General features: G+C 70.4%; 8 protein-coding genes. 6 read left to right on the plus strand and 2 right to left on the minus strand.

All coding sequences use genetic code 11. The features are described 5' to 3' along the window. The first annotated feature begins 3 nt into the window (after nucleotides 1-3). The 5 genes from BN1701_RS32780 (at nucleotide 4) to BN1701_RS32800 (ending at nucleotide 7,130) form a co-directional block, all read left to right on the plus strand. Nucleotides 4-1,575 carry a class I tRNA ligase family protein gene (locus tag BN1701_RS32780; RefSeq protein ID WP_054055261.1) on the plus strand — a complete coding sequence of 524 codons (1,572 nt, stop codon included), beginning with the start codon at nucleotides 4-6 and terminating at the stop codon, nucleotides 1,573-1,575. A 76-nt stretch (nucleotides 1,576-1,651) separates the two neighbouring features. Beyond that, a complete protein-coding gene (locus BN1701_RS32785) occupies nucleotides 1,652-2,632 on the plus strand; it encodes a TauD/TfdA family dioxygenase (protein WP_054055263.1) in 981 nt (326 codons plus the stop codon). An 81-nt stretch (nucleotides 2,633-2,713) separates the two neighbouring features. Continuing rightward, nucleotides 2,714-4,624 (plus strand): FAD/NAD(P)-binding domain-containing protein, encoded by a 1,911-nt coding sequence (locus tag BN1701_RS32790; protein ID WP_231949783.1) that lies wholly within the window; start codon nucleotides 2,714-2,716, stop codon nucleotides 4,622-4,624. Next, nucleotides 4,621-5,928, plus strand: a complete 1,308-nt coding sequence (locus tag BN1701_RS32795; RefSeq protein ID WP_054055268.1) for an acetyl-CoA carboxylase biotin carboxylase subunit family protein — start codon at nucleotides 4,621-4,623, stop codon at nucleotides 5,926-5,928. Before BN1701_RS32790 ends, BN1701_RS32795 begins: the two co-directional genes overlap by 4 nt. Next, the gene (locus tag BN1701_RS32800) at nucleotides 5,925-7,130 is read left to right on the plus strand and encodes an MFS transporter (protein WP_082860208.1); all 1,206 of its coding nucleotides are present in this window, start codon (nucleotides 5,925-5,927) and stop codon (nucleotides 7,128-7,130) included. Before BN1701_RS32795 ends, BN1701_RS32800 begins: the two co-directional genes overlap by 4 nt. A 39-nt stretch (nucleotides 7,131-7,169) precedes the next feature. Here BN1701_RS32800 and BN1701_RS32805 read toward each other — a convergent pair whose 3' ends face one another. Continuing rightward, nucleotides 7,170-8,204 (minus strand): questin oxidase family protein, encoded by a 1,035-nt coding sequence (locus BN1701_RS32805; protein WP_054055270.1) that lies wholly within the window; start codon nucleotides 8,202-8,204, stop codon nucleotides 7,170-7,172. Nucleotides 8,205-8,252: 48 nt separating this feature from the next. Further along, on the minus strand, nucleotides 8,253-10,367 hold the full coding sequence (locus tag BN1701_RS32810) for an MMPL family transporter (protein ID WP_054055272.1): 2,115 nt from the start codon (nucleotides 10,365-10,367) through the stop codon (nucleotides 8,253-8,255). A 205-nt stretch (nucleotides 10,368-10,572) separates the two neighbouring features. Between BN1701_RS32810 and BN1701_RS32815 the strand changes: the two genes are divergently transcribed. Then, nucleotides 10,573-21,114, plus strand: coding sequence for a calcium-binding protein (locus BN1701_RS32815; RefSeq protein ID WP_067520996.1), 10,542 nt, complete (start codon nucleotides 10,573-10,575; stop codon nucleotides 21,112-21,114). The last annotated feature ends 119 nt before the right edge of the window (nucleotides 21,115-21,233 follow it).

A 21,233-nucleotide genomic window follows, 5' to 3' on the forward strand; every position in this document is an offset into this window, starting at 1 on the left:
GCCATGGGGGAACACTTAAGCCGACCCGCCCTGGTCATCGACACCCCGCCGACGTCCAATGGCGACCTGCACGTCGGGCACCTCGCGGGCCCGTTCCTCGCCGCCGACGTGCACGCCCGCTACCTGCGCTCCACCGGTCGCGAGGTCGTGTTCTCTTCCGGCACCGACGACAGCCAGACCTATGTGCTCGCCAGCGCCCGCCGCAAGGGGATCACCCCGCAGGAGCTCAGCGGCCGGTCCTGGCACGCGATTCGCCAGACCCTGGCCGACATGGGTATCTCGCTCGACGGCTTCGCGCCCTACGACGACCGCTACCGCGCCTCCGTGCTCGACTTCGTCGGCGACCTGTACGCCGCGGGCAAGTTCGAACTCCGCACGGTCCAGTTGCCCTACAACGAGCGGACCGGCGAGTTCCTGGTCGAGGGACTGGTCTGCGGGTACTGCCCGATCTGCCTGGTGCGCAGCCGGGGTGGGCTGTGTGAGAGCTGCGGGCACCCCAACAACTTCGACGAGCTGGTCGAGCCACAGTCCACAATGGATGCCGAGGACGAGGTGACGCACCGGGCCGCGGAGATCCTGGTGCTGCCCATGGAGCGCTACCGCGACCAGCTCACCGAGTTCTACCTGGCCCGCGAGTCGCGGATGCGCCCGCACACCGTGCAGCTGTTCCGCGAGGTGCTCGCCAAGCCGCTACCGGACTTCCCGGTCACCTACCCGGTCTCGTGGGGCATCCCGGCGCCGTTCGAGGAGACGCCCGGACAGGTGATCAACGCGTGGGTCGAGGGCATCCCGGCGGTCATGTATTGCACGGCCTTCGCCGCCGAGCAGCTCGGCGAGGGCGCCGCGACCGACGACGAGCACTGGCGCAGCGAGCGTGACGCCGAGGTCATCTACTTCATCGGCTTCGACAACGTCTACTTCTGGGGCCTGACCCACGTGGCGCTGCTGATGGCCCACGATGGCCGGTACGTGCTGCCGGACTCGATCATCTCCAACGAGTTCTACGAGCTGGAGAACGAGAAGTTCTCCACCAGTCTCGGCCATGTCCTGCACACCAAGGACCTGCTCGCCGAGCTGCCGCGAGACCTGATCCGGTTCTATCTGGCGCTGAGCGCCCCGGAGCACCAGACGACCAACTTCGGCCGCGACGCGCTGACCAAGATCACCGGCGAGCGGCTGGTCGAGCCGTGGAACAAGCTGGCGGGGCTGCTGGCCAAGGCCGTCGCGGACGCCGGGGCCGACGGGGTGCCGCTCGCGGTGTCGGCTGCGGCGCGGCAGCGGGCGCGAGCGGTGCTCGACCGGTTCCGCACCTGCTACGAACTCGACGCCTACAGCCTGACCAGGGCCGCGGCGCTGATCGTCGACCAGCTCAGCAGGCTGACCGCCACGGCGGGGATCGCCGCCGACGACCGCCTCGGCGACCTGCTCTTCGAGGTGCGGGCCCTGCTCACCGGCGCCGCGCCGATCCTGATCGACCTCGCGCGGGCGTGTGGCTGCGCGAACCGCTTCGAGATCGAAGACACCGCTACGGTGACGCCCTTCGCGCTCCCCGCCTTCGACGCGGCGGTGCGGTGATGTCGATTCCCACAATGTCCACAATGTCCACGATCACGTCGGCGCACGCCGTGACGCGAGATGTGGCGGTGCGGTGATGTCGATTCCCACGATCACGTCAGCGCACGCCGCGACGCTCGACGCCGCGGACGCCGCCGAGGTGAACCGGATCGCCCTTGACCTGTGCTCCTGGGGTGACGAGCAGGTCGACGACCCGGCCTGGGTGACCGCGGTGCGCGAGGCGTCGGCCGGGCTGCCGGTGGCGTTGCGGCAGGCGCTGCGCCGGTTCAAGCGCCACTCCGGCCCCACCGGCACGCTGCTGGTACGCGGCCTGCCGGTCGACGGCGACGTGCTGCCGCCGACCCCGGCGGTGGACGGCTCGGTGCAGCGGCTGGTCACCGTCCCGGCGGCGGTGCTGATGATGACGGCCTGCGAACTGGGCGAACCGGCGGCGTTCCGCGCGGAGAAGTCCGGCGCGCTGGTGCAAGATGTCGTGCCGGTCCCGGGGAAGGAGACCTTCCAGGGCAACGCGGGGTCGGTGCTGCTGTCGTTCCACAACGAGAACGCCTTCCACCGGCACCGCCCGGACTTCGTCATGCTGCTGTGCCTGCGGCCGGACCACGACCGGGTGGCGGGCCTGCGCACGGTCTGCGTCCGCGAGGCCCTGCCGCGGCTGAGCGCGGCGGCCAGGCAGACGCTGTTCAGCGCCGAGTTCGTCACCGACCCGCCGCCGTCGTTCGGCGCGGGCGGGGGCGGCACGGCACCGCACGCGGTGTTCCACGGTTCGCCGGAGGACCCGGACATGCGCGTCGACCTGGCCGCGACGACCCCGCTGACCCCGCGCGCGGGCGCGGCGCTGGCCGAGCTGGCCCAGGTGTTCGACGGCGCGGCCACCGCCGTGCGGCTCGACGCGGGCGATCTGGCCATTGTGGACAACCGGGTGGCCGCGCACGGCCGCACCGCGTTCCGGCCCCGCTACGACGGGGCCGACCGCTGGCTGCAGCGCACGTTCGTCGCCACCGACCTGCGCCGCTCGCGCGACCACCGGCCGCACGACGGCCAAGTGCTCGACCGGTAGCGAGGGGTGTGACGTGAACAGGTACGTGACGAGTCGCGCGGACGTGGGCCGTGGGCTATGCCGGGGCGGCGGGTGAGCCGGGTGAACGAACCGGGAGTCGACCCGCTTGTCGTGGTCATCATCGGGGCCGGGCCCCGGGGGACCGGGATACTCGAACGCCTGCTGGCCAACGCGGGCGTGGCCGAGCTGCCCAGGCCGCTGCGCGTCGAGCTGGTCGACCCGTACCCGCCCGGCGGCGGGCGGGTGTGGCGCGAGGAACAGTCGTCGCTGATGTGGATGAACGCGATGGCGGGCAACGTCACCATGTTCACCGACGAGACCGTGCGGTGTGGCGGGCCGATCCGGCCGGGGCCGTCGCTGAGCGAGTGGGCGGCGGCCGACGGCACCCACTGGGATGTGCTGGGCATGAGCTTCGCCAGCAGACAGGTGCAGAGCCGGTACCTGAGCTGGGTGTTCGACCGGATCGTCGCCGACACGCCCGACGGCGTCACCGTCACCGTGCACGAGACCACCGCGACGCGGCTGGACGGCGGGCACGGCGAGCGGCAGACGGTGTGGCTGGCGGGCCGCGACGAGCCGCTGGTCGCCGACGCCGTGGTGCTCGCGCTGGGCCACCAGGAGGCCGAGCCGACCGAGGAGGACCTGCGGGTGGCCGGGTTCGCCGCCCGCCACGGCCTGCGCCACCTGTCCAGCGCGTACACCGCCGACGCCGACCTCTCCGGGTTCAAGCCGGGGGAGAACGTCGTGCTGCGCGGCTTCGGCGCCGCGTTCGTCGACGTCATGGCCCTGCTGACGCAGGGGCGCGGCGGCGAGTACGTGGTGGAGGAGGGCAGGCTGCGGTACGTGCCGTGCGGGCAGGAGCCGGTGCTGTGGGTCGGGTCCCGCCGCGGCGTCCCGCAGCGCGCCAAGATCGCCTACCGGCTGTGCGGGCAGCCCGCGCCGCTGCCGCGGTTCTTCGAGGCCGCGGCGCTCGACGAGGTGCTCGCCGGGCGCGAGCGGGTCGACTTCCACAGCGACCTGTGGCCGCTGATGGCCAAGGAGATCGGCTGGGGCTACTACCACGAGTTGTTCACCGCCCACCCGCACCGCGTCATGTCCGACTGGCCCGAGTTCGCCGCCGCCTACGCCGCCTGCGCGTTCGACAGCGCCGAACTGCGGGAGCTGGTGGAGGCCGCGGTGCCCGAGCCCGCCGACCGGTTCGACCTGCCCGCGCTCGACCGGCCGCTGGACGGGCTGTGGTTCACCAGCCTGGCCGACGTGCAGCTCCATGTGCGCAAGCACGTGGCGGCCGACCTGCGGCGGCGCGACGAGTTCATCCACAGCGCCGACCTCGGCGCCTACTACGCGATGCTGTCGGTCAACCGGCAGCTGCGGCAGCTGCGTGCCGCCGACAAGCTCTCCGCCCGGTCGATGGTGGAGGACGTGCACGGCTGGTGGCAGGGGTTCTTCGAGTACTACACCAGCGGCCCGCCCGCCCAGCGCAGCAGGCAGCTGCTCGCCCTGTCCGAGGCGGGCGTGCTGCGGTTCCTCGGCGCAAACATGTGGGTGGCCACCGACGACGACCTCGGCGTGTTCGTCGCGGGCAGCGCCAGCACCGCGGACAGCGTCGAGGCGACCGCCCTGGTCGAGGCCCGGCTGCCGCGGGCCGACCTGAGCCGCACCACCGATCCGCTGCTGCGCGCGCTCTACGACCGCGGCGAGGCCACCGACCACGTGCTGTCCGATGAGGACGGATTCGAGCACAGCTCCGGGCTGCTGCTGGTGTCCACAACGGACTTCAAGGTGCTGGACCGCGACGGGAACCCGCATCCGCGGCGGTACGCGATCGGCCCGTTCACCAATGTCCGGCACTTCGCCACGTTCGCCACGCCCCGGTCCAACGCGGTGTCGTTCCGGCAGAACGACGCCCTTGCCCGCGGCGCGCTGCGCGTCATCGGTGCCGGACTCCCCGGCTCAGAGAACCCATCTAGCGTCAAAGGATCGGACACATGAACACCACCCGCAAGCCCGCCGTGCTCTTCATGGGCGACCTGGTGATCGTCGCCCGGCAGACCAGGCTCATCACCGAGGCGCACAACCGGGGCTACGCGCCGCTGCTCGTCGTGACCCCCTACACCGACCCCGCTCGGCTCGCCGAACTGCGCGCCGACCCGGAGCACCCGCTGTCGAAGCTGGCCGACGTGGTCGAGGTGGAGGACGCCAAGGTCGACTTCGTCGTCCCCGGCATCCAGCCGCTGCTGCGCCGCTACGACGTCAAGGCCGTGCTGTGCATCGGCGACTTCTTCGTCGAGCCGGTCGGTGTCGTGGCCGACTGCCTCGGTGTGCCCGGCGCGGGGTCGGCGTCGAGCCGGATGAGCCGCAACAAGATGCTCCAGCGCACCGCGCTGCCGGACCTCTCGCCGACGTTCCAGGTCGTCACCCCCTCAGAGCGCGGCGGACCCATCGCCGCCGACGTCACGTTCCCGGTCGTGGTCAAGCCGGTCGGCCGGTTCTCCAGCCTCGGTGTGCGGCAGGTGCACCGGCCCGACGAACTCGCCGACGTCCTCGCCACCTACCCGGAGGACGAGACGGTGCTGGTGGAGAGCCGGGTCGTGGGCCCGGAGTTCTCGGTGGAGGCGCTGACCCAGCACGGGAAGGTGCTGTGGGCCGAGGTGACCGGCAAGCGCACCAACGAGTCGACCGGGATCTTCTTCACCGAGATGGGCCACACGTCGCCAGCCGAACTGTCCGATGTGGACCGTCAGGCCCTGGTCGACGCGAACACGGAGGTGCTGCGCCGCCTCGGCTTCCGTGACGGGATCAGCCACGCCGAGTTCCGCCTGTCGGCGGGCGGCCCGGTCATGATGGAGATCGCGACCCGCCTGCCCGGCGACGGGATCACCTTCCTGTGGGAACTGGCCACGGGGCAGCCGCTGGAGCCGGTGATGCTCGACCTCGCCCTGGGCGTGCCCACCTCGTACCCGGCCCCGCGCCGCCGCGCCTGCCAGGTCTACCTGGAGCACCCGTTCGGCGAACTGCGCGACGTCACCAGCACGGGCACCCCTGTGTCGTGGGTGACCCGCGACGACAGCTGGCCCGCCTTCACCCCGCAGGACGCGCAGGCGCCCGCCCAGGACCACGCGGTCCTGGTGACGATGGTGGCCGGTGACGTCCTGGGCCCGCAGACGGACTCGGAGGCCCGCTCGGTGTCGGTGATCTTCGACGTGCCCCTGGGTGAGGAGACCGCGCCCCTGGTGGAGAAGTACGCCGCGACCGTCACCATCGAGGTCGACGAAGCCGCCCGGAGCGCGGCGTGAGTCGCCTCCAGGCCGCCCTGCACGACCGGTTCGGCGGGCTGCCCCGGTCGTACTGGGTGCTGTGGGGCGGCACCTTCGTCAACCGGCTCGGCACCATGGTCCAGCCGTTCTTCGCCTTCTACCTGACCGGAAGCCGAGGCCTGTCCGTCGCCGCCGTCGGCGCGGTGCTCACAGTCTTCGGCGCGGGCGCCTTCTTCTCCCAGCTGCTCTCCGGCGCGCTCGCCGACCGCTACGGCCGCCGGGTCACCCTCACCGGCGGCATGCTCGCCACCGCCGCGATCATGCTGACGCTGGCCTACAGTCAGAACCTGGCCGTCATCATCGCCTGCATGTTCCTCCTCGGCGTCGCGATGGAGGTCTACCGCCCGGCGTCGAGCGCGCTGGTGGGCGACATCATCCCGGTGAAGGACCGGACCAGGGCGTTCGCGCTGCTGTTCTGGGCGGTGAACCTGGGCTTCACCGGCGGCGTCCTGACCGGTGGAGCGCTGGCTGAGGGGGCGATCCTCTGGCTGTTCTGGATCGACGCCGTCTCGTGCGTGGTGTTCGGCTTGCTGGTGTGGTTCCTGGTCCCGGCCTCTCAGGAGGCGCCTCGCGACACGTCGGGGACGGGGTCGTTCCGGCAGGTGCTGAACGACCGGGTGATGGTGATCTTCACCCTGATCACGCTGGCCTATGCGGTGGTCTACCACCAGTCGATGATCACTCTGCCGTTGGCGATGAAGGGGGACGGCCTTTCCCCTGCGGCGTATGGCATCGCGTTGGCGGTGAATGGTGTGGTGGTGGTGTTGATCCAGCCGTTGGTGGTGAACTGGCTGGGAAAGCATGATCACAGTCGGGTGGCTGCGGTGGGGATGACCTTGGTGGGCCTCGGATTCGGGCTCACCATGCTGGTGTCGTCAACGATCGGCTACGCGGCAACAGTTGTCGTCTGGTCTCTTGGCGAGATCGTTGTCACCGGCGTAAGCGCGGCGATCGCGACGAACCTGGCCCCAGCACACCTACGGGGCAGGTACATGGGCGTATACGGATTCGCTTTCTCCCTGAGCAACCTACTGTCACCAGGCATCGGCACCGGACTGCTCAGCCTGGGCCCGGCGGTCCTCTGGTCGACACTGGCGGTCCTGGCGATCGCGGCATCGGTGGTCCAGTTGGCCATCGCCCCAGCGATCCGCCAACGAACAGCAGAATTGGTAGCAGTCTGAGAAGGAGAAACGCCACGGGCCAAACAGGCACACACAAAGCTACCCGCCCAGCAACCCCCGGATGCGGACCGCTGCCGCCAGGACATCCGGGTCTTCTCTTCTGCCGTAGACCTCGACCGCCGTGTCGGTGAACTTGATGACGTGTTCGTCACCGTTCTCCGCTGCGCGTTCGAGGACTTCGGCGATGGGGTCGTTTGCGGTGGGGGCGTTCGGCAGGGTGTCGCGGGGGGCGCCTTCTGTGGGTGCGTACATGGCGATCAGTGCGGCGCTTGCCGCCCAGGCACTGGTGAGGCTGGGTGCCCAGAGATCCCTTGGGAGGGCGGGCAAAGCGTGCAGGACGGCGTTCGGCGCCGTAGCGATGTGGACGAGCAGGACCGGGCTGGCGTGGCCGTGGGTCAGGTACTTCCGGGTGGCCGCGTCGACCAGGTCCGTCAGTCGCTGCTGAGCGTCGTCCGGATCCGTGGCAGGCCGCAGGGTGGCCAAGGCAGTGGTGAACTCGGTGCCGAGCCTGCCCAGGCGGGTGGCGAGAAGTCCTTGCTGGATGGGGATTCGTGGCACGGACTCCAACGCGGCGGCCGAGTCCAAGCCGCCTGCCGGGACCGCGAAGGGAACACCGACGGACCGGGCCGCCCACCAAGCCAGCCCGTGCGCCAACTCCACCACCGCGGGCTCACTCTCATCACCCGCAAGCAGTGTTCGCAACGCATGGCTGACCCGGATGACACCGTGGGTCGCGCCCGCTGCGATGCCGGGCAGCAACCGAGGCCACCACACGGCAAGAACGTCACGCCACGGATGGGTGTGGAGTTCCTCGGTGAAATAGGCGACCCAGTCCGCGATGCGGCCGAAGTCGCTCAAAGCGGTGTGCCAGGTGGTGTCGGTGATTCGCTCTGACGGGGCGGGCAGGTCGTCGAGTCTGCGCAGGTAGGCGTCGATCCAGCGCGGCACCAGGTCCCCGTGACCGCGCCGGACCAGGACCTCGGCGGCCATCGGGCCGTGGTTGGAGAGCTCGTCGCCCCACTCCGGGCCTGAGTCGTGCAGCCGGGTGTAGGCCTCGTCCAGGATCTCGTTCACGATCCCGGTTCTCCTTGTCGTTTCAGCGGTCCCCTCTGTCACCGCACGCTACAGGTCGCCGCCGACAGGGCGCCCGCGGTCGGGCGCGCGGGGGAGGTCGAGCCGGGAGGGCCACCAGATCGCGCGGCCGATGTCGACGGCCAGGGCGGGGACCAGCAGGGAGCGCACGAGCAGGGTGTCGAGCAGGACACCGAAGGCGACGATGAAGGCGATCTGGGCGAGGAACAGGATCGGGATGACGGCCAGCGCGGCGAAGGTCGCGGCGAGCACGACGCCCGCCGAGGTGATCACGCCGCCGGTCAGGGTCAGGCCCCGCAGGGTGCCCGCCCTGGTGCCGAGGGTCTTGGACTCCTCGCGGACCCGGGTCATCAGGAAGATGTTGTAGTCGATCCCGAGCGCCACCAGGAACACGAAGCCGAACAGCGGCACGACCGGGTCCGCGCCCGGGAACCCGAGGATGTGGTTGAACACCAGCGCGGCCACGCCCATGGTCGCGGCGAAGGACAGGACGACGGTCCCGATGAGCAGCGCGGGTGCCAGCAGTGAGCGCAGCAGCAGCGCGAGCACGAGGAAGATCACCAGCAGGACGATCGGGATGATCACCGTCCGGTCGCGCTTCGAGGTCTCCTGGGTGTCGAGCTGGATCGCGGTGGGCCCGCCGACCATCGCTTCGGCGCCGGGGATCTGGTGGACCCGTTCCCGGATGCGCTTCACCGTGTCGACGGCGGGCGCCGAGTCCGCGGCGTCGGCCAGCACGACGTCGATCTTCACCAGGCCGTCCACGACGCGGGGAGCGCCGTCGCGGCCCGCGGTCACCGTCGCGGTGGACACGCCGTCGACGCGGGTGGCGGTGAGCACCTCGGTTGCCCGCTCGGCCTTGGCGATCACGATGGTCGGGGCCCCGGTGCCGCCGGGGAAGTGGCGGGAGACGACCTGCTGTCCGGCCACGGAGTCGACCTCGGTCAGGAACACCTCGGACTGAGCGGTGCCGCCTGCCTTCAGCTGCGGCAGGAACGCGACACCGACCAGCAGCACCAGCGTCGTGCCGATCCAGATCGCGCGGGGCGCGCGGCCGATCCAGCTCGCCACCCGGTGCCAGGCGCCGCTGGTCTCCGGGTGCGGCGAGCCCAGGGTGGGACGCAGCGGCCAGAACACGGCCCGGCCGAACAGCGCGAGCACGGCGGGCAGGAACGTGGTGGTCGCCAGCAGCGCCGCCGCGATGCCGATGGCCGCGACCGGGCCCAGGCCGCGGTTGGAGTTGAGATCGCTGAACAGCAGGCACAGCACACCGAGCACGACCGTGCCCGCCGACGCGGCGATCGGTTCGATGGTGGCCAGCCAGGACGTGCGCAGTGCTTGGTAGCGGTCGTCGGTGTCGCGCAGTTCCTCGCGGAACCGCGAGACGAGCAGCAGCGCGTAGTCGGTGGCCGCGCCGAAGACCAGGATGAACAGGATGCCCTGGCTCTGGCCGTTGAGGTCGAGAATGTCGCGCTCGGCCAGCAGATACACCGTCAGGCTGGCCAGCCCGAGCGCGAACACCGCCGACAGCAGCACCACCAGCGGCAGCAGCGGGCTGCGGTAGACGACGATCAGGATCGCGACCACCACCGCACCGGCCACCAGCAGCAGCAGGCCATCGATGCCCGCGAACGCCTCCTTGAGGTCCGCGAGCTGCGCGGCGGGCCCGGTCACCAGCACCGTGAGCCCGTCGGGCCTGCCCTCGGCCAGCACGGCCCGGACGGCGGTGACCACCTCGGCCGGATCGAGGTCGCCGTCGACCGCGATCACGGCCTGACGCGCCGCGGCCGGGGGCTGGCCGGTCGTGCGGATCGCCGCGACCACACCGTCGATGGTGTCGAGCTTGGCCAGCCGATCGGCCAGGAACCGGTCGTCCGCGGGCGTGACCCCGCTCAGCCGCTCCGCGACCACCACGGCGGGCAGCACCTTGCCGTCGGCGAACCTCGCCTGCAGTTCGTTGACCTGGGTGGCCTCCGCCGACCGGGGCAGGAACGTGGCGCTGTCCTGCTCGGCGACCGCGCTGAGCTTCCCGGCGAACGGTCCGCCGACCGCGCCGACCACCAGCCAGCCGAGGATCAGCAGCGCGGGCAGGAGCCAGCGTCGGCGGGCCGTGCTCGGGCGGGTTGGGTCGGTCGTGGCACTCACAGTCGAGACCCCCTCAGATCAGTCGCGAACGGTAACCATCACACCACGCTCAATTCACTCTTCTGTGTGACAGCGCCTGACTGTCCGATTCTCCCGTAACGGAGATTTCACCTCCGCCGACTACCCCATGGTGGCTGTGCGCTGCGCCACACCGGACTACACACGGCTGGGGTGTCGGGGCCTTGAGTCGGGCGAGGGGCTTGGCATGTCCACATCGGCTCGTCGAGGCGCGCGGCGGTTCACCGCTGCCCTGACCAGTTTGGCGCTGGCCGCGCTCGGGTTGTTCGCCACAGCCCAGCCCGCCACCGCACAGGACCAGGACGTGCAGAAGATCCTCGCGGGGATCGGCGCGTTCGGTGACTTCAGCAAGGCGCTGGCCACCGTCGGCAAGCTCGGCGAGGCCCTGCCCGTGCTCGGGGTGAGTCCCGGCGCGGCGCTCGGCTTCAACGACCTCATCGACAAGACCGTCCGCGAGCCGCTCCAGGCGAAGAACACCTTCGCCGAGCTGGCGGGCACCTACCCGCTCGGCGGGGGCAGACCCGGCACCCTGACCATCGCCACCAGCGAGGCCGCCGGGGTCAAGCGGGTCGACGCGACCCTGCACCTGACCACCGTCGCCGACCAGCAGCCGGTCACCGTGGCCAGCGCCGACCCCGAAGTCGGGTTCACCACGTCCGGCGCGGTCGACGTCACCTTCACCCTCGACGCCACCCTGCACTTCGCCTACGACACCGCCCGCGACTGGTTCTACCTGGTCAAGGACGCCGCGTCGCCCAAGTTCACCGTCGGCGCACACGGCGAGCTCGACCCTGGCGTGGTGCCCACCGCCGGGTTCGGCATCCTCGGCGTCGACCTCGACAAGGCGAACTCGCACGTCATCGTCGACGCCAACATCTCCGCCACCGCCGACGACCCCGACGGGGACGGCAAGCTCGCCCTCTCCCCGCCCGCCACCGGCACCGGCACCACCGAACTGGCCACCGCGGGCGCCGCGGCCGGTCTGTTCCACATCGGACTCGCCGCCCCGGCGGGCAAGGTCGACGCCGCCCTCAAGTTCACCGCGAAGCCCCTCGCGGGCGCGTCCGTCGCGGGCCTCACCGGCACCGTCACCGTGCAGTGGCCCGACATCGCCAGCGGCTCGCCGGTCGTCGGTGTCACCGGGCCCGACCTCGAACAGCTGACCCGGTTCACCACGCTGAGCCCGCGCGACCTGGTCGAGGGCCTGAGCCACCTGGTCAACTCCGTCGAGGCCATCCAGCGTGCCCAGTGGGGTGACGCGGCCAAGCCCATCGGCAACGTGAACCTGCCGTTCATGCGCGGCAGCCTGGCCGACGCGGTCAAGGTCGGTGCCGTGCTCGCCAAGTTCATCGATGACAACGTCTTCAAGGACACCGAGGACAAGGCCAAGGCGGGCCTGCCCAAGTTCACCTCCATCCAGGACCTGTTCACCAAGCTCAACGGCGCGACCCCGCTGACCGGCGGCAGCATCGCCGTGTCCGGGGTGAACTTCAACGACACCAGCAAGAAGCTCGAGTTCACCCTGACCATGAAGCAGGACCCGCCGGCGAGCCCGCAGGCGCTCGACCGCATCGCCACCGAGACCTCCGGGACCGGCGCGGACGTCACCTACACCGACACCACGCTCAAGCACGCCAACAAGACCAAACCGTGGATCGTCGACGGCTTCAAGGGCCGCATCGTCTCGGCGGGCACCTCGCAGGGCGTGGTGAAGGAGAACTCCGCCGACACGATCACCCTGGAATCCCCGTGGACCGGCGGCAAGCCCGCTCCCGGCGCCACCTACAAGGTGACCTCGCCGGACCCGATGACCGGCCAGGTCACCTTCGGCGACACCTTCGCGACCAAGGGCCTGCGGGACGCGAACGCGCTCACCGCGACCGCGACCGTCAAGCCGAGCTACGAGGCCAAGGCCACCCTGGTCCTCGACCTGCGCACGCCCATCAAGGGTGACGCCTGCAAGCCGCTCGACCCGGACGCCGCCGCCACCGGCTGCCCCTTCGCCGACAAGAACCCCGACGGCACCACGACCCTGGTCACCAGCCTGCCCCGCACGCCGGACCGCTTCCTGTTGCGCACGGGCGTCGACCTGCTGACCGCCGACGCGCCGGTCGACACCGCCGTCGACGTCAACGGCAGCGTCGGCTACCTCAAGGTGCACATGTCCGGCCAGCTGAGCCTGGCCAAGAAGGACGGCTCGACGCACCTGCTGACCGTCGCGCTGAAGAAGGTCGGCGACGCCGACGGCGACCTGCCGCTGTCGCAGCTGTTCCCCAAGCTCGTCGACGACCTGACCACGCCCGCGAAGGAGCCGGAGAACCTGCTCACCATCGCGGTCGGCGGCAAGGCCACGGCGAACGTCTCCCTCGACGTCCCTGGCATCACCGACTTCTTCGGCGGCCCGGTCAGCGTCGGGGTGACCATGCCCGACATCACAGACCCGACGAACGTCCAGTTCACCGGGCTCGACGCGCTGGACAAGGCCAAGGCGTTCGACTTCGACCCGAACAACCCGCGGGCGATGTTCGGCCAGATCATCAAGGCCCTGCAGATCCTCAACAGCTCGCTCAAGGCCGTCGACGGCGACGGCGCGGTCAAGACCGCGCTGACCACGCCGCTGCCGGTCGTGGGCAAGTCGCTGTCGGAGCTGATGGGCAGCGCCGACGTCGGCGCCGGCCCGACCGTCGAGTACGGCAACGTCGACATCAACGGCGTGAGCACCGGCTTCATCAAGGACTCCGCCCGCACCGGCCAGACCGCGTTCAGCGGTGACCACGAGGCCCGCGCCGTCCTGGTCGGCACCAACGTCGCCGTAGTGGCCAAGGCCGACCCCGCCAACAACCGGGTGCTGCTGGCCCAGCCCTGGGCGACCCCGCCCGCCAAGGGAACCGCGTACGCCTTCCGCAGCCCGCTGGAGGACGCGGTCGACAAGCTGACCGCCGCGCCGCCGGACTACCTGCAGGACCTCGTCGGCGTCCTCAACAAGGCGCTGCCCGCGGGCAGCGGGATCGCGTTCGCCTACAAGGAGGTCAACAACACCCCGTCGATCGTGTTGACCGTCGACATGAAGCGCAAGGTCGCGACCTCGCAGCCGGTCCGCTTCTCGTTCACCGACAGTCTGGGCACCGGCCGCACCCTGGTCGGGGCCGAGGGCGAGGCCACGGCCAACCTGGCGCTGACCGGGTCGACCAAGCTGGGCTTCGTGCTGCCTCTCGCGGCGGGCTCCGGCCCGGCCGACGCGACCGCGCTGTCGGTCCTGCCTGATTCCACAGTGGACTTGACTGCGCACGGCGGCGTCTCCGGTGTGGTCAAGGCGTCGGTCGGCCCACTGTCGATCGCGCTGGGCAACCCGGCCGGTCCGGAGAAGGCCGTGGCGAACGCGCACTACAACGCCCACCTCGGCTACGGTCCCGGCGGCACCGCGCCGGTCCCGCTGTCGGACTTCATCAAGAACGTCTCGCTGACCCTCAACGGCGACAACCAGCCCGTGACCTGTGCGGGCGACCCGGCGGCGGGCACCGACCTCGCGCTGTGCGCGGTCATGCCGGTCTACGTCAGCGCCGACAACGTCAGCTGGAACAAGCTGGCCAGTCCCGGCGACTCGTTCATCGTGCGCCTGCCGCGCACGGGCAACCTGGCCGACGCGTTCGCGTTCACCCCGGACCTGCCCGGCGGCGTCAAGAGATTCGAGATGCCCACCGACATCGGCCAGAAGATCCTCGACGCGCTGCTCGACTTCTCCCAGTTCGGCGACGGTCTGGAGAAGTACCTGGCGATGATCGAGCGGGCGCTGAAGCTGGCCGCGTTCGACGGCAAGCTGCCGCTGGTCGGCGACGACCTGCAGCAGGGCGCCGACGAGTTCGGCAAGCTGCGCGCCAAGATCCAGGAGGCCATGTCACACCTGCCGGGCGGCGGGCGCGTCAGCAACACCACCGAGCTGACCACCTGGGTCAACAGCCACCTCAAGCCCGCGGTGGGCGAGGCCGTGACCATCGGCTTCACCTGTGACGCGACGCTGCAACCGGCCACGTCGCCGACCGCGGCGCAGGAGGGCACCAAGGGCACGACCAAGTACGTCTACGGCGTCGTGGCGACCGCGCAAGGCAAGGACGCACCGCCCGCGCTGGTCGAGGTGACCGACGGCAACGCGACCCTGTCCGGCACCGACAAGATCCACCTGACCTGGACCAAGTCGCAGTACGCGACCGGGTACAAGATCATCCGCAAGGTCGACCCGAACGGGAACGCCTGGAAGGTCGTGGTCGACAACCTGGGCAAGGACGCCACGACGGCCGACGACATCGGCTCGCCGCTCGGCGCGGACTACGTCCCGGCCACGACCAACCCGAAGCTGTCGGACTGCCCGGACGGCGCGGCGCTGCAGGACATCACCGGCGCCACGTTCAGCTTCGACCTGTGCAGCGGCAAGGTCGACCCGAGCGACACGTGCGCGAAGGACACGCTGAGCCTCAACCGGCCGCTCGACATCGGCATCCCCGGCCTCTCGCTGCGGGAGGCCGCCGACCCGGCCAAACGCACCGGTGTGACCGCCGGGCTGTCCTATCGCGTCCACGTCAAGGTGGGTGTGGACAAGAGCAGCGGCTTCTTCATCGCCACCCAGGACAAGGCCGTCCCGGAGCTGGGTCTCAAGCTCGGCTTCACGCTGCCCGCGGCCATGAAGGCACAGCTGGCCTTCCTCGAAGTCGACCTCAAGCAGCACGCGGGCGGCGCCACCGACCTGTTCGCGGGCACGTTCTACGTCGACCTGCACAAGAAGGGCCAGGCCGCCTGCTTCCAGAACTGCTCGGTCGACGTCGACGCGCGCATCTCGCTGGCCGACCTCGCCGACATCGGGCAGGTCGCCGACGTCTCGCTCAAGGCGGCCGTCGGGATCGACTGGGACTTCAACGTCAGCGCGGGCCCGTTGCCAGGAATCTCGGGCTGGTTCCACCTCAAGTGGGCCTGGGAGCTGGGGCAGAAGCCCGGCGACGGCGATCCCGAGATCGCGTTCAACAACATCCAGCTCAACGCGGGCGAGTTCCTCGGCTCGGTGCTCAAACCGATCGTGGAGAAGGTCGCGCTGTTCACCAAGCCGATCCAGCCGATCCTCGACCAGCTCTACGCGCCGATCCCGGTGCTGTCGGACCTGTCGCGGGCGGTCGGCGGCGGTGACGTCAACCTGGTCACCATCGCCAAGGAATTCAGCACGCTGGCGGGTGGGCCGGACCTGGAGTTCGTCGACAAGATCCTCAAGACGATCCAGCTGGTCAGCCAGATCGTGAACAACGGCGGCGCCATCGACGTCGGCTCCTTCCAGGTGTCCGGCCCGCTGGCGAAGACGACGACGAACTCGCCGGACAACGCCCAGTCGCTCATTACCAGCCCCAGCCTCACCCACCCCGACCTCCGGTCCGAAATGGACTCGAAGTCGGGCAAGGAACTCGTCGGCGAGGGCAAGGCGGGCAACTCGGCGGGCTTCAGCTTCCCGATCCTCAAGGACCCGGCCAAGCTGTTCGGCCTGATCATGGGCCAGGACGTCGACCTGATCAAGTTCGACTCCGGCCCGCTGCGCCTGGCGTTCTCCTACAGCCAGTCCTTCGGCCCGGTCTACGCCCCGCCGCCGGTGCTGGTGAACATCTCCGGCAGCGCTTCGGTGGAGGCGCGGTTCCGCGCCGGCTTCGACACCTTCGGCATCCGCAAGGCGATCGAGACCAAGCAGGCCGCGGAAATCCTTGACTCCATCTACCTGGAGACGACCGACGACGCGGGCAAGCCGCTGCCGGTGGTGACCTTCCGCGGCGAGCTGGCGGCGGGCGCGGCGGTGAGCGTCGTGCTCATCGAGGTGGGCATCAAGGGCGGCGTCGCCCTGACGATCAACCTGAGCTGGGCCGACCCGAACAACGACGGCAAGTTCCGGTTCTTCGAGTTCACCAAGATCGCGCTGCAAAACCCGATGTGTCTGTTCAATATGGACGGACGGCTGAGCCTGTTCCTCAAGGTCTACATCACCCTCGGGTTCTCGATCTTCAGCGTGTCGTTCGACTTCACCCTGGCCGACATCACCCTGCTCGACTTCTCCGTCAAACCGAACTGTGAACCGCCACCACCGGTCCTGGCGAAGGAGAGCGGCGGGACGCTGATCCTCAACGTCGGCAACGACACCCCCGGCCGCGGCCACTCGGCGTGGACGGAGCGCGCCAACGAGGAGAAGTGGACGATCACCCAGCTGGTCAAGCCGGGCGGCGGATTCGACGGGTTCGCCGTGAGCGCGCTCGGGTTCCGTGAGGAGCACCGCAACGCCAACCTGACCAAGGTGTTCGGCAACGCGGCGGGCGACACCGGCAAGCGGGTGTTCGTCTTCCAGGGTGACGGCGACAAGAGCGGCGCGGCGAACGACGCCAAGGCCGAGGCCAAGCCGTTCGACAAGGAGGTCGAGATCACTGGCGGGTCGGGCGACGACTCGATCAAGACCGGCATCGGCCCGGCCAAGGTCAGCGGCGGTCCCGGCAAGGACCAGCTGACCACCGGCGACCTGCACTCCGCGTTCGGCGGCAAGGGCAAGGCGACGGTCAACGGCGACGGAGACGACGACTCGATCACCGTCGGCGGCGCGGGCGACACGGTCAACGGCGGCGGCGGCAACGACCGCATCGCGGTGGGCCTTGGTGAGAACACCGTCGACGGCGGCGATGGCGACGACAACATCGGTGTCGCCTCCGACAGCCCGCTGGCCGCGAGCAACCCGGGCAAGTCGGAGTACGTGGCCCAGAAGAACACGATCACCGGCGGCCAGGGCAGCGACCGGATCTCCGGTGGCTCGGGCGGCGACGTCATCTACACCGGCCCGCGCTTCGGCGGACCGGACGACGAGACCGGCGTGGACGACCCGGGCAACCCGGACAAGACCACGGTCGACGGGAACATCGTGGACGCGACCAACACAGTCGACACAGGTACAGGCTCCGACACCGTGTACGGCAGCCAGGGCGTGGACAACGTCACCGGGCACTCGACGCTGAGCCAGGTCGACGACCTGCGCGGCGGCGGCAACAAGGACGTCCTGACCGGCGGATACGGCAAGGACAAGGTCTACGGCGGTCCCGGCGACGACTACGTGATCGCGGAGCCGTCGGATGTCGGCGGCGTGACGTCGAACGGCGTGTTCGGCCCGGAGCGGGCGGTCAGCAACCGCACGCTGCCCGCCAACACCGCGCCGCAGCCCAAGCTGCTCGTCGGCGGCTACGGCAACGACCACGTCATCGGCGGCGACGGCGGGGCGGACATCTTCGGTGACAAGCACGCCAACCCGTGCGTGCCGCCGAGCACCGACCCGGCGTCCAAGCCCCCGGCCGAGCCGCTGGACGCCCAGGACGGGCGGGACCTGATCAGCGGCGGAACCGGCGTCGAGATCGTCGCGGCCGGTGGCGCGGCGGACAACATCGACACCAGGTCCAACAACGACCGCGCCTGTGGCCAACTCGGCGACGACGTGATCGCGGGCGGCAACGACAACGACACCATCTACGGCGGCGGCGGCAAGGACCTCGCCTACGGCGACGCGGGCGTGGACTCCGTCTACGGCAACGACGCTGACGACACCCTCTACGGGGGCAGCGAGAACGACGTCATCGAGGGCAACAACGGCGCCGACCACGCCTTCGGCAACGGCGGCTCCGATGTCGTCGTCGGCGGCACGCGCAAGGCGGGCGAGCCCGACAGCGGCGGCGACTTCCTCTACGGCGACGCCGACCGCGACCTGCTCATCGGGGACAACGGCAGCGGCGACGCGGTCGCGGGCACCGGCGGGCCGTTCGACCTCGACGGCTTGACCCTGACCGCAGGTGGTCCGGACTTCATCTTCGGCGGCGACGCCGACGACCGGGGCTTCGGCGGCCTGGCGCACGACGAGCTGTCCGGCGGGGCGAACGACGACTACCTGGAAGGCAACAACGCCGACGACGTCGTGCACGGCGACGGCGGCGAGGACCGGGTGGTCGGCGGCAGCGCCGAAGTGGCGTCCACTGTGGACAACCACAAGGTGGGCAGGCCGGACGTCGGCGACAAGCTGTTCGGTGACGCGGGTTCCGACCTGATCACGGGCGACAACGCGATTCTGTCCCTTGTGGACGGCGCGCAGGCGTCCCCGATCACCCTCGGGCGCGGCTTCGCCAAGGCGCACAAGATCGAGCTGCTCGACCTCGGCTACACGCCGACGGCGGGCACCTCGGGCGGCGACGTGATCAGCGGCGGCGGCGACCAGGACGTCATCTCCGGGCAGGGCGGCGAAGACGCCATCGCGGGCGATGACGCCGACGACTACGCCGAAGGCGGACCGGCGCGCGACACCATCTCGGGCAACGGCGGCCAGGACGACCTGGTCGGCGGCAGCTCGACCGAGGAAGCGCCCGGAGTGGGTCAGCCGGATGTCGGCGACCTGATCCACGGCAACGCGGAACAGGACTTGGTCTTGGGTGACAATGGCTCGCTGGTTCGCTTCGGGCCGCCGAGCAGGCTGACCCAGGAACGCGGGATGACCGGGCGGGCGATCGTGCTGCTCGACCTCGGACTCACCCCGCACGCCGACTCCTCCGGTGGCGACGAGGTGTTCGGTGACGACGCGGCCGACGTGCTCCTCGGCCAAGGCGGACCGGACCGCTTGCAGGGCAACGCCCACGACGACTACGTCGAGGGCAACCAGGGCGTCGACTGGATCGAGGGCGACTCGGGCAACGACGACCTCGTCGGCGGCAGCAGCACCCCGCTGTCCGGCTCGGGCGCACAGACCTCGGGTCAGCAGGACGGCGCGGACGCCATGTTCGGCGGGCCGGGCGACGACATCGGCGTCGGCGACAACGGCGTCGTGCTGCGGCCCGGCGCGGGGGAGACCCCGACCAGGGCCACCCAGCGGCTCGCGACGTCTGGCGGCAACCCCATCACCGGCCGGATCGTCCAGAAGTACGACCTGGACAACGGCGGGATTCTCAACGCCCCGCCCGCCGACCGGTTCGGCGACGACCGGATGTCCGGTGGCTCCGGGGTGGACGTGCTGTGGGGCCAGGACGGCGGCGACTTCGTCTCCGGCGGCGGCCAGGCCGACTACATCGAGGGCAACGGCGGCGCGGACGTGCTGCGCGGCGACCTCGGGCTGGGCGAGCCGTCCAGCGAGACCACCGTGGTCCCGCTCGCCGACCCGGGCTGGCCCGGTGCGGCCAGTGGCCCGGCCGAGCTGGAGGGCACCGACCCGTCAGCCGGTCAGGACGACATGATCGGCGGCAGCTCGGCGGCCGGGTTCCGCGACGGCGGCGACGCCTTCGAGGGCAACGGCGCCGACGACGTCCAACTCGGCGACAACGGCTCGCTCGTGCGGACCCTGCAGGGCCAGCCCGGCGCGATGTCGGAGAAGGTCTACGCCGAGCGGTACGCCACCGGCCAGGTCCCGGCGAGTGCGACGGTGTCGCGCACGCACGACCCCGACCTGCCGGGTCCGTCGACCCGCTTCTGCACTACGGCGCAAGCCACGTGTGAGGTCGTGGGCGCCTTCGGCAACGACGTCATGTTCGGCGATGACGGCGACGACGGGATGTGGGGTCAGGACGGCAACGACACCATGACCGGCGGCAACGACGACGACGACATGTACGGCGAACTCGGCGACGACACGATGTTCGGCAACGACGGCGAGGACGCGATGCTCGGCGATCGCGGCGGCGTGGTCAACGAGTTCCTCAACGCCGACGACGTGGCCGCCGACGGGTTCACCACGACGCTGAACTCGGTGCCGCAGGAGACCTACACCGGCTTCCGGGCCGGGGCCTACGACCGGCGTGTCGACCTGCTCCACGACGTCGACGGCGACCAGTTCCTCGGCGGTCCGAGCGCTCCCACCATGCCGCACAACGGCATCGCGGAAGGCGGCGACGACCGGATCAAGGGTGGCTTGGGTGACGACAACATCCACGCGGGCTTCGGCGACGACCTGGCCAACGGCGACAGCGGCGGCGACAAGGTCTTCGGCGGCGACGGCGCGGACGTGCTGTGGGGCGGCAAGGGCTGCGACCCCGTGGTGAACGCGGCCACCCCGGACTGCCTGACCAGCGGCGCGTTCAACCCCGACTCCCGGGGCACGAACGACCGGTTCGTCGACTACGTCTTCGGCGGCGTCGGCGGTACCTCGGCCGCGTCGACGCAGGGCGCGCTGGGCTCCGACGTCATCGACTTCAACCCGCGGGGCACCTACCCGGGCAACTGCGCGGCGGGCCCGTGGCCGCAGACGCTCGGCTCCGGCGCCATCGACCCGTGCCGCTGGTTCGAGATGACCGAGAAGACCACGGCCGATGAGTCGGACAACCAGCACCACCAGGGAACCGACTGGCACTACGGCGGCTGGGACCGCGACGTCCTGCAGGGCGACGTGGCGGCCAACGGTCCGAACCCGGGCGACCGGATGATCGACTGGAACGGCGCCTACAACCTCTACACCCACTGCAACGCGGCCTACGGCGGCTTCAACGACATCCGCCAGCACAGCCCCGGCATGCAGACCTTCCTCCAGCGCTTCGCCTGGGGATCGGGTGCGGGGCAAACGGTGTCGGACGCGTCCACGGCGGGCACGTCGGCGTTCCGGGAACTGGCGCTGGTGTACCCGAGTGACAACAAGGATCACGGGACGGGGAAGGCGTACCCGACCACACCGGGCCACTTCGACGACCCAGTGTCCTGTTCGGACTGATCCCCGAAGTGGTGCGGGCCCCCGGCGACGCCGGGGGCCCGCTCTGCGTTTGTGGACTTGCCGGGGCGGGAACACGTACGCCGATCATGCGGTTGCCGAGTCCGGGTACCGGCCGGAAA

Origin of the sequence: Alloactinosynnema sp. L-07, assembly GCF_900070365.1 — a bacterium.
Classification (GTDB): domain Bacteria; phylum Actinomycetota; class Actinomycetes; order Mycobacteriales; family Pseudonocardiaceae; genus Actinokineospora.

Coding starts and splice junctions, on each gene's coding strand:
- BN1701_RS32785 (WP_054055263.1), top strand. CDS start 1,652: ATGTCGATTCCCACGATCACGTCAGCGCACGCCGCGACGCTCGACGCC.
- BN1701_RS32795 (WP_054055268.1), top strand. CDS start 4,621: ATGAACACCACCCGCAAGCCCGCCGTGCTCTTCATGGGCGACCTGGTG.
- BN1701_RS32780 (WP_054055261.1), top strand. CDS start 4: ATGGGGGAACACTTAAGCCGACCCGCCCTGGTCATCGACACCCCGCCG.
- BN1701_RS32815 (WP_067520996.1), top strand. CDS start 10,573: ATGTCCACATCGGCTCGTCGAGGCGCGCGGCGGTTCACCGCTGCCCTG.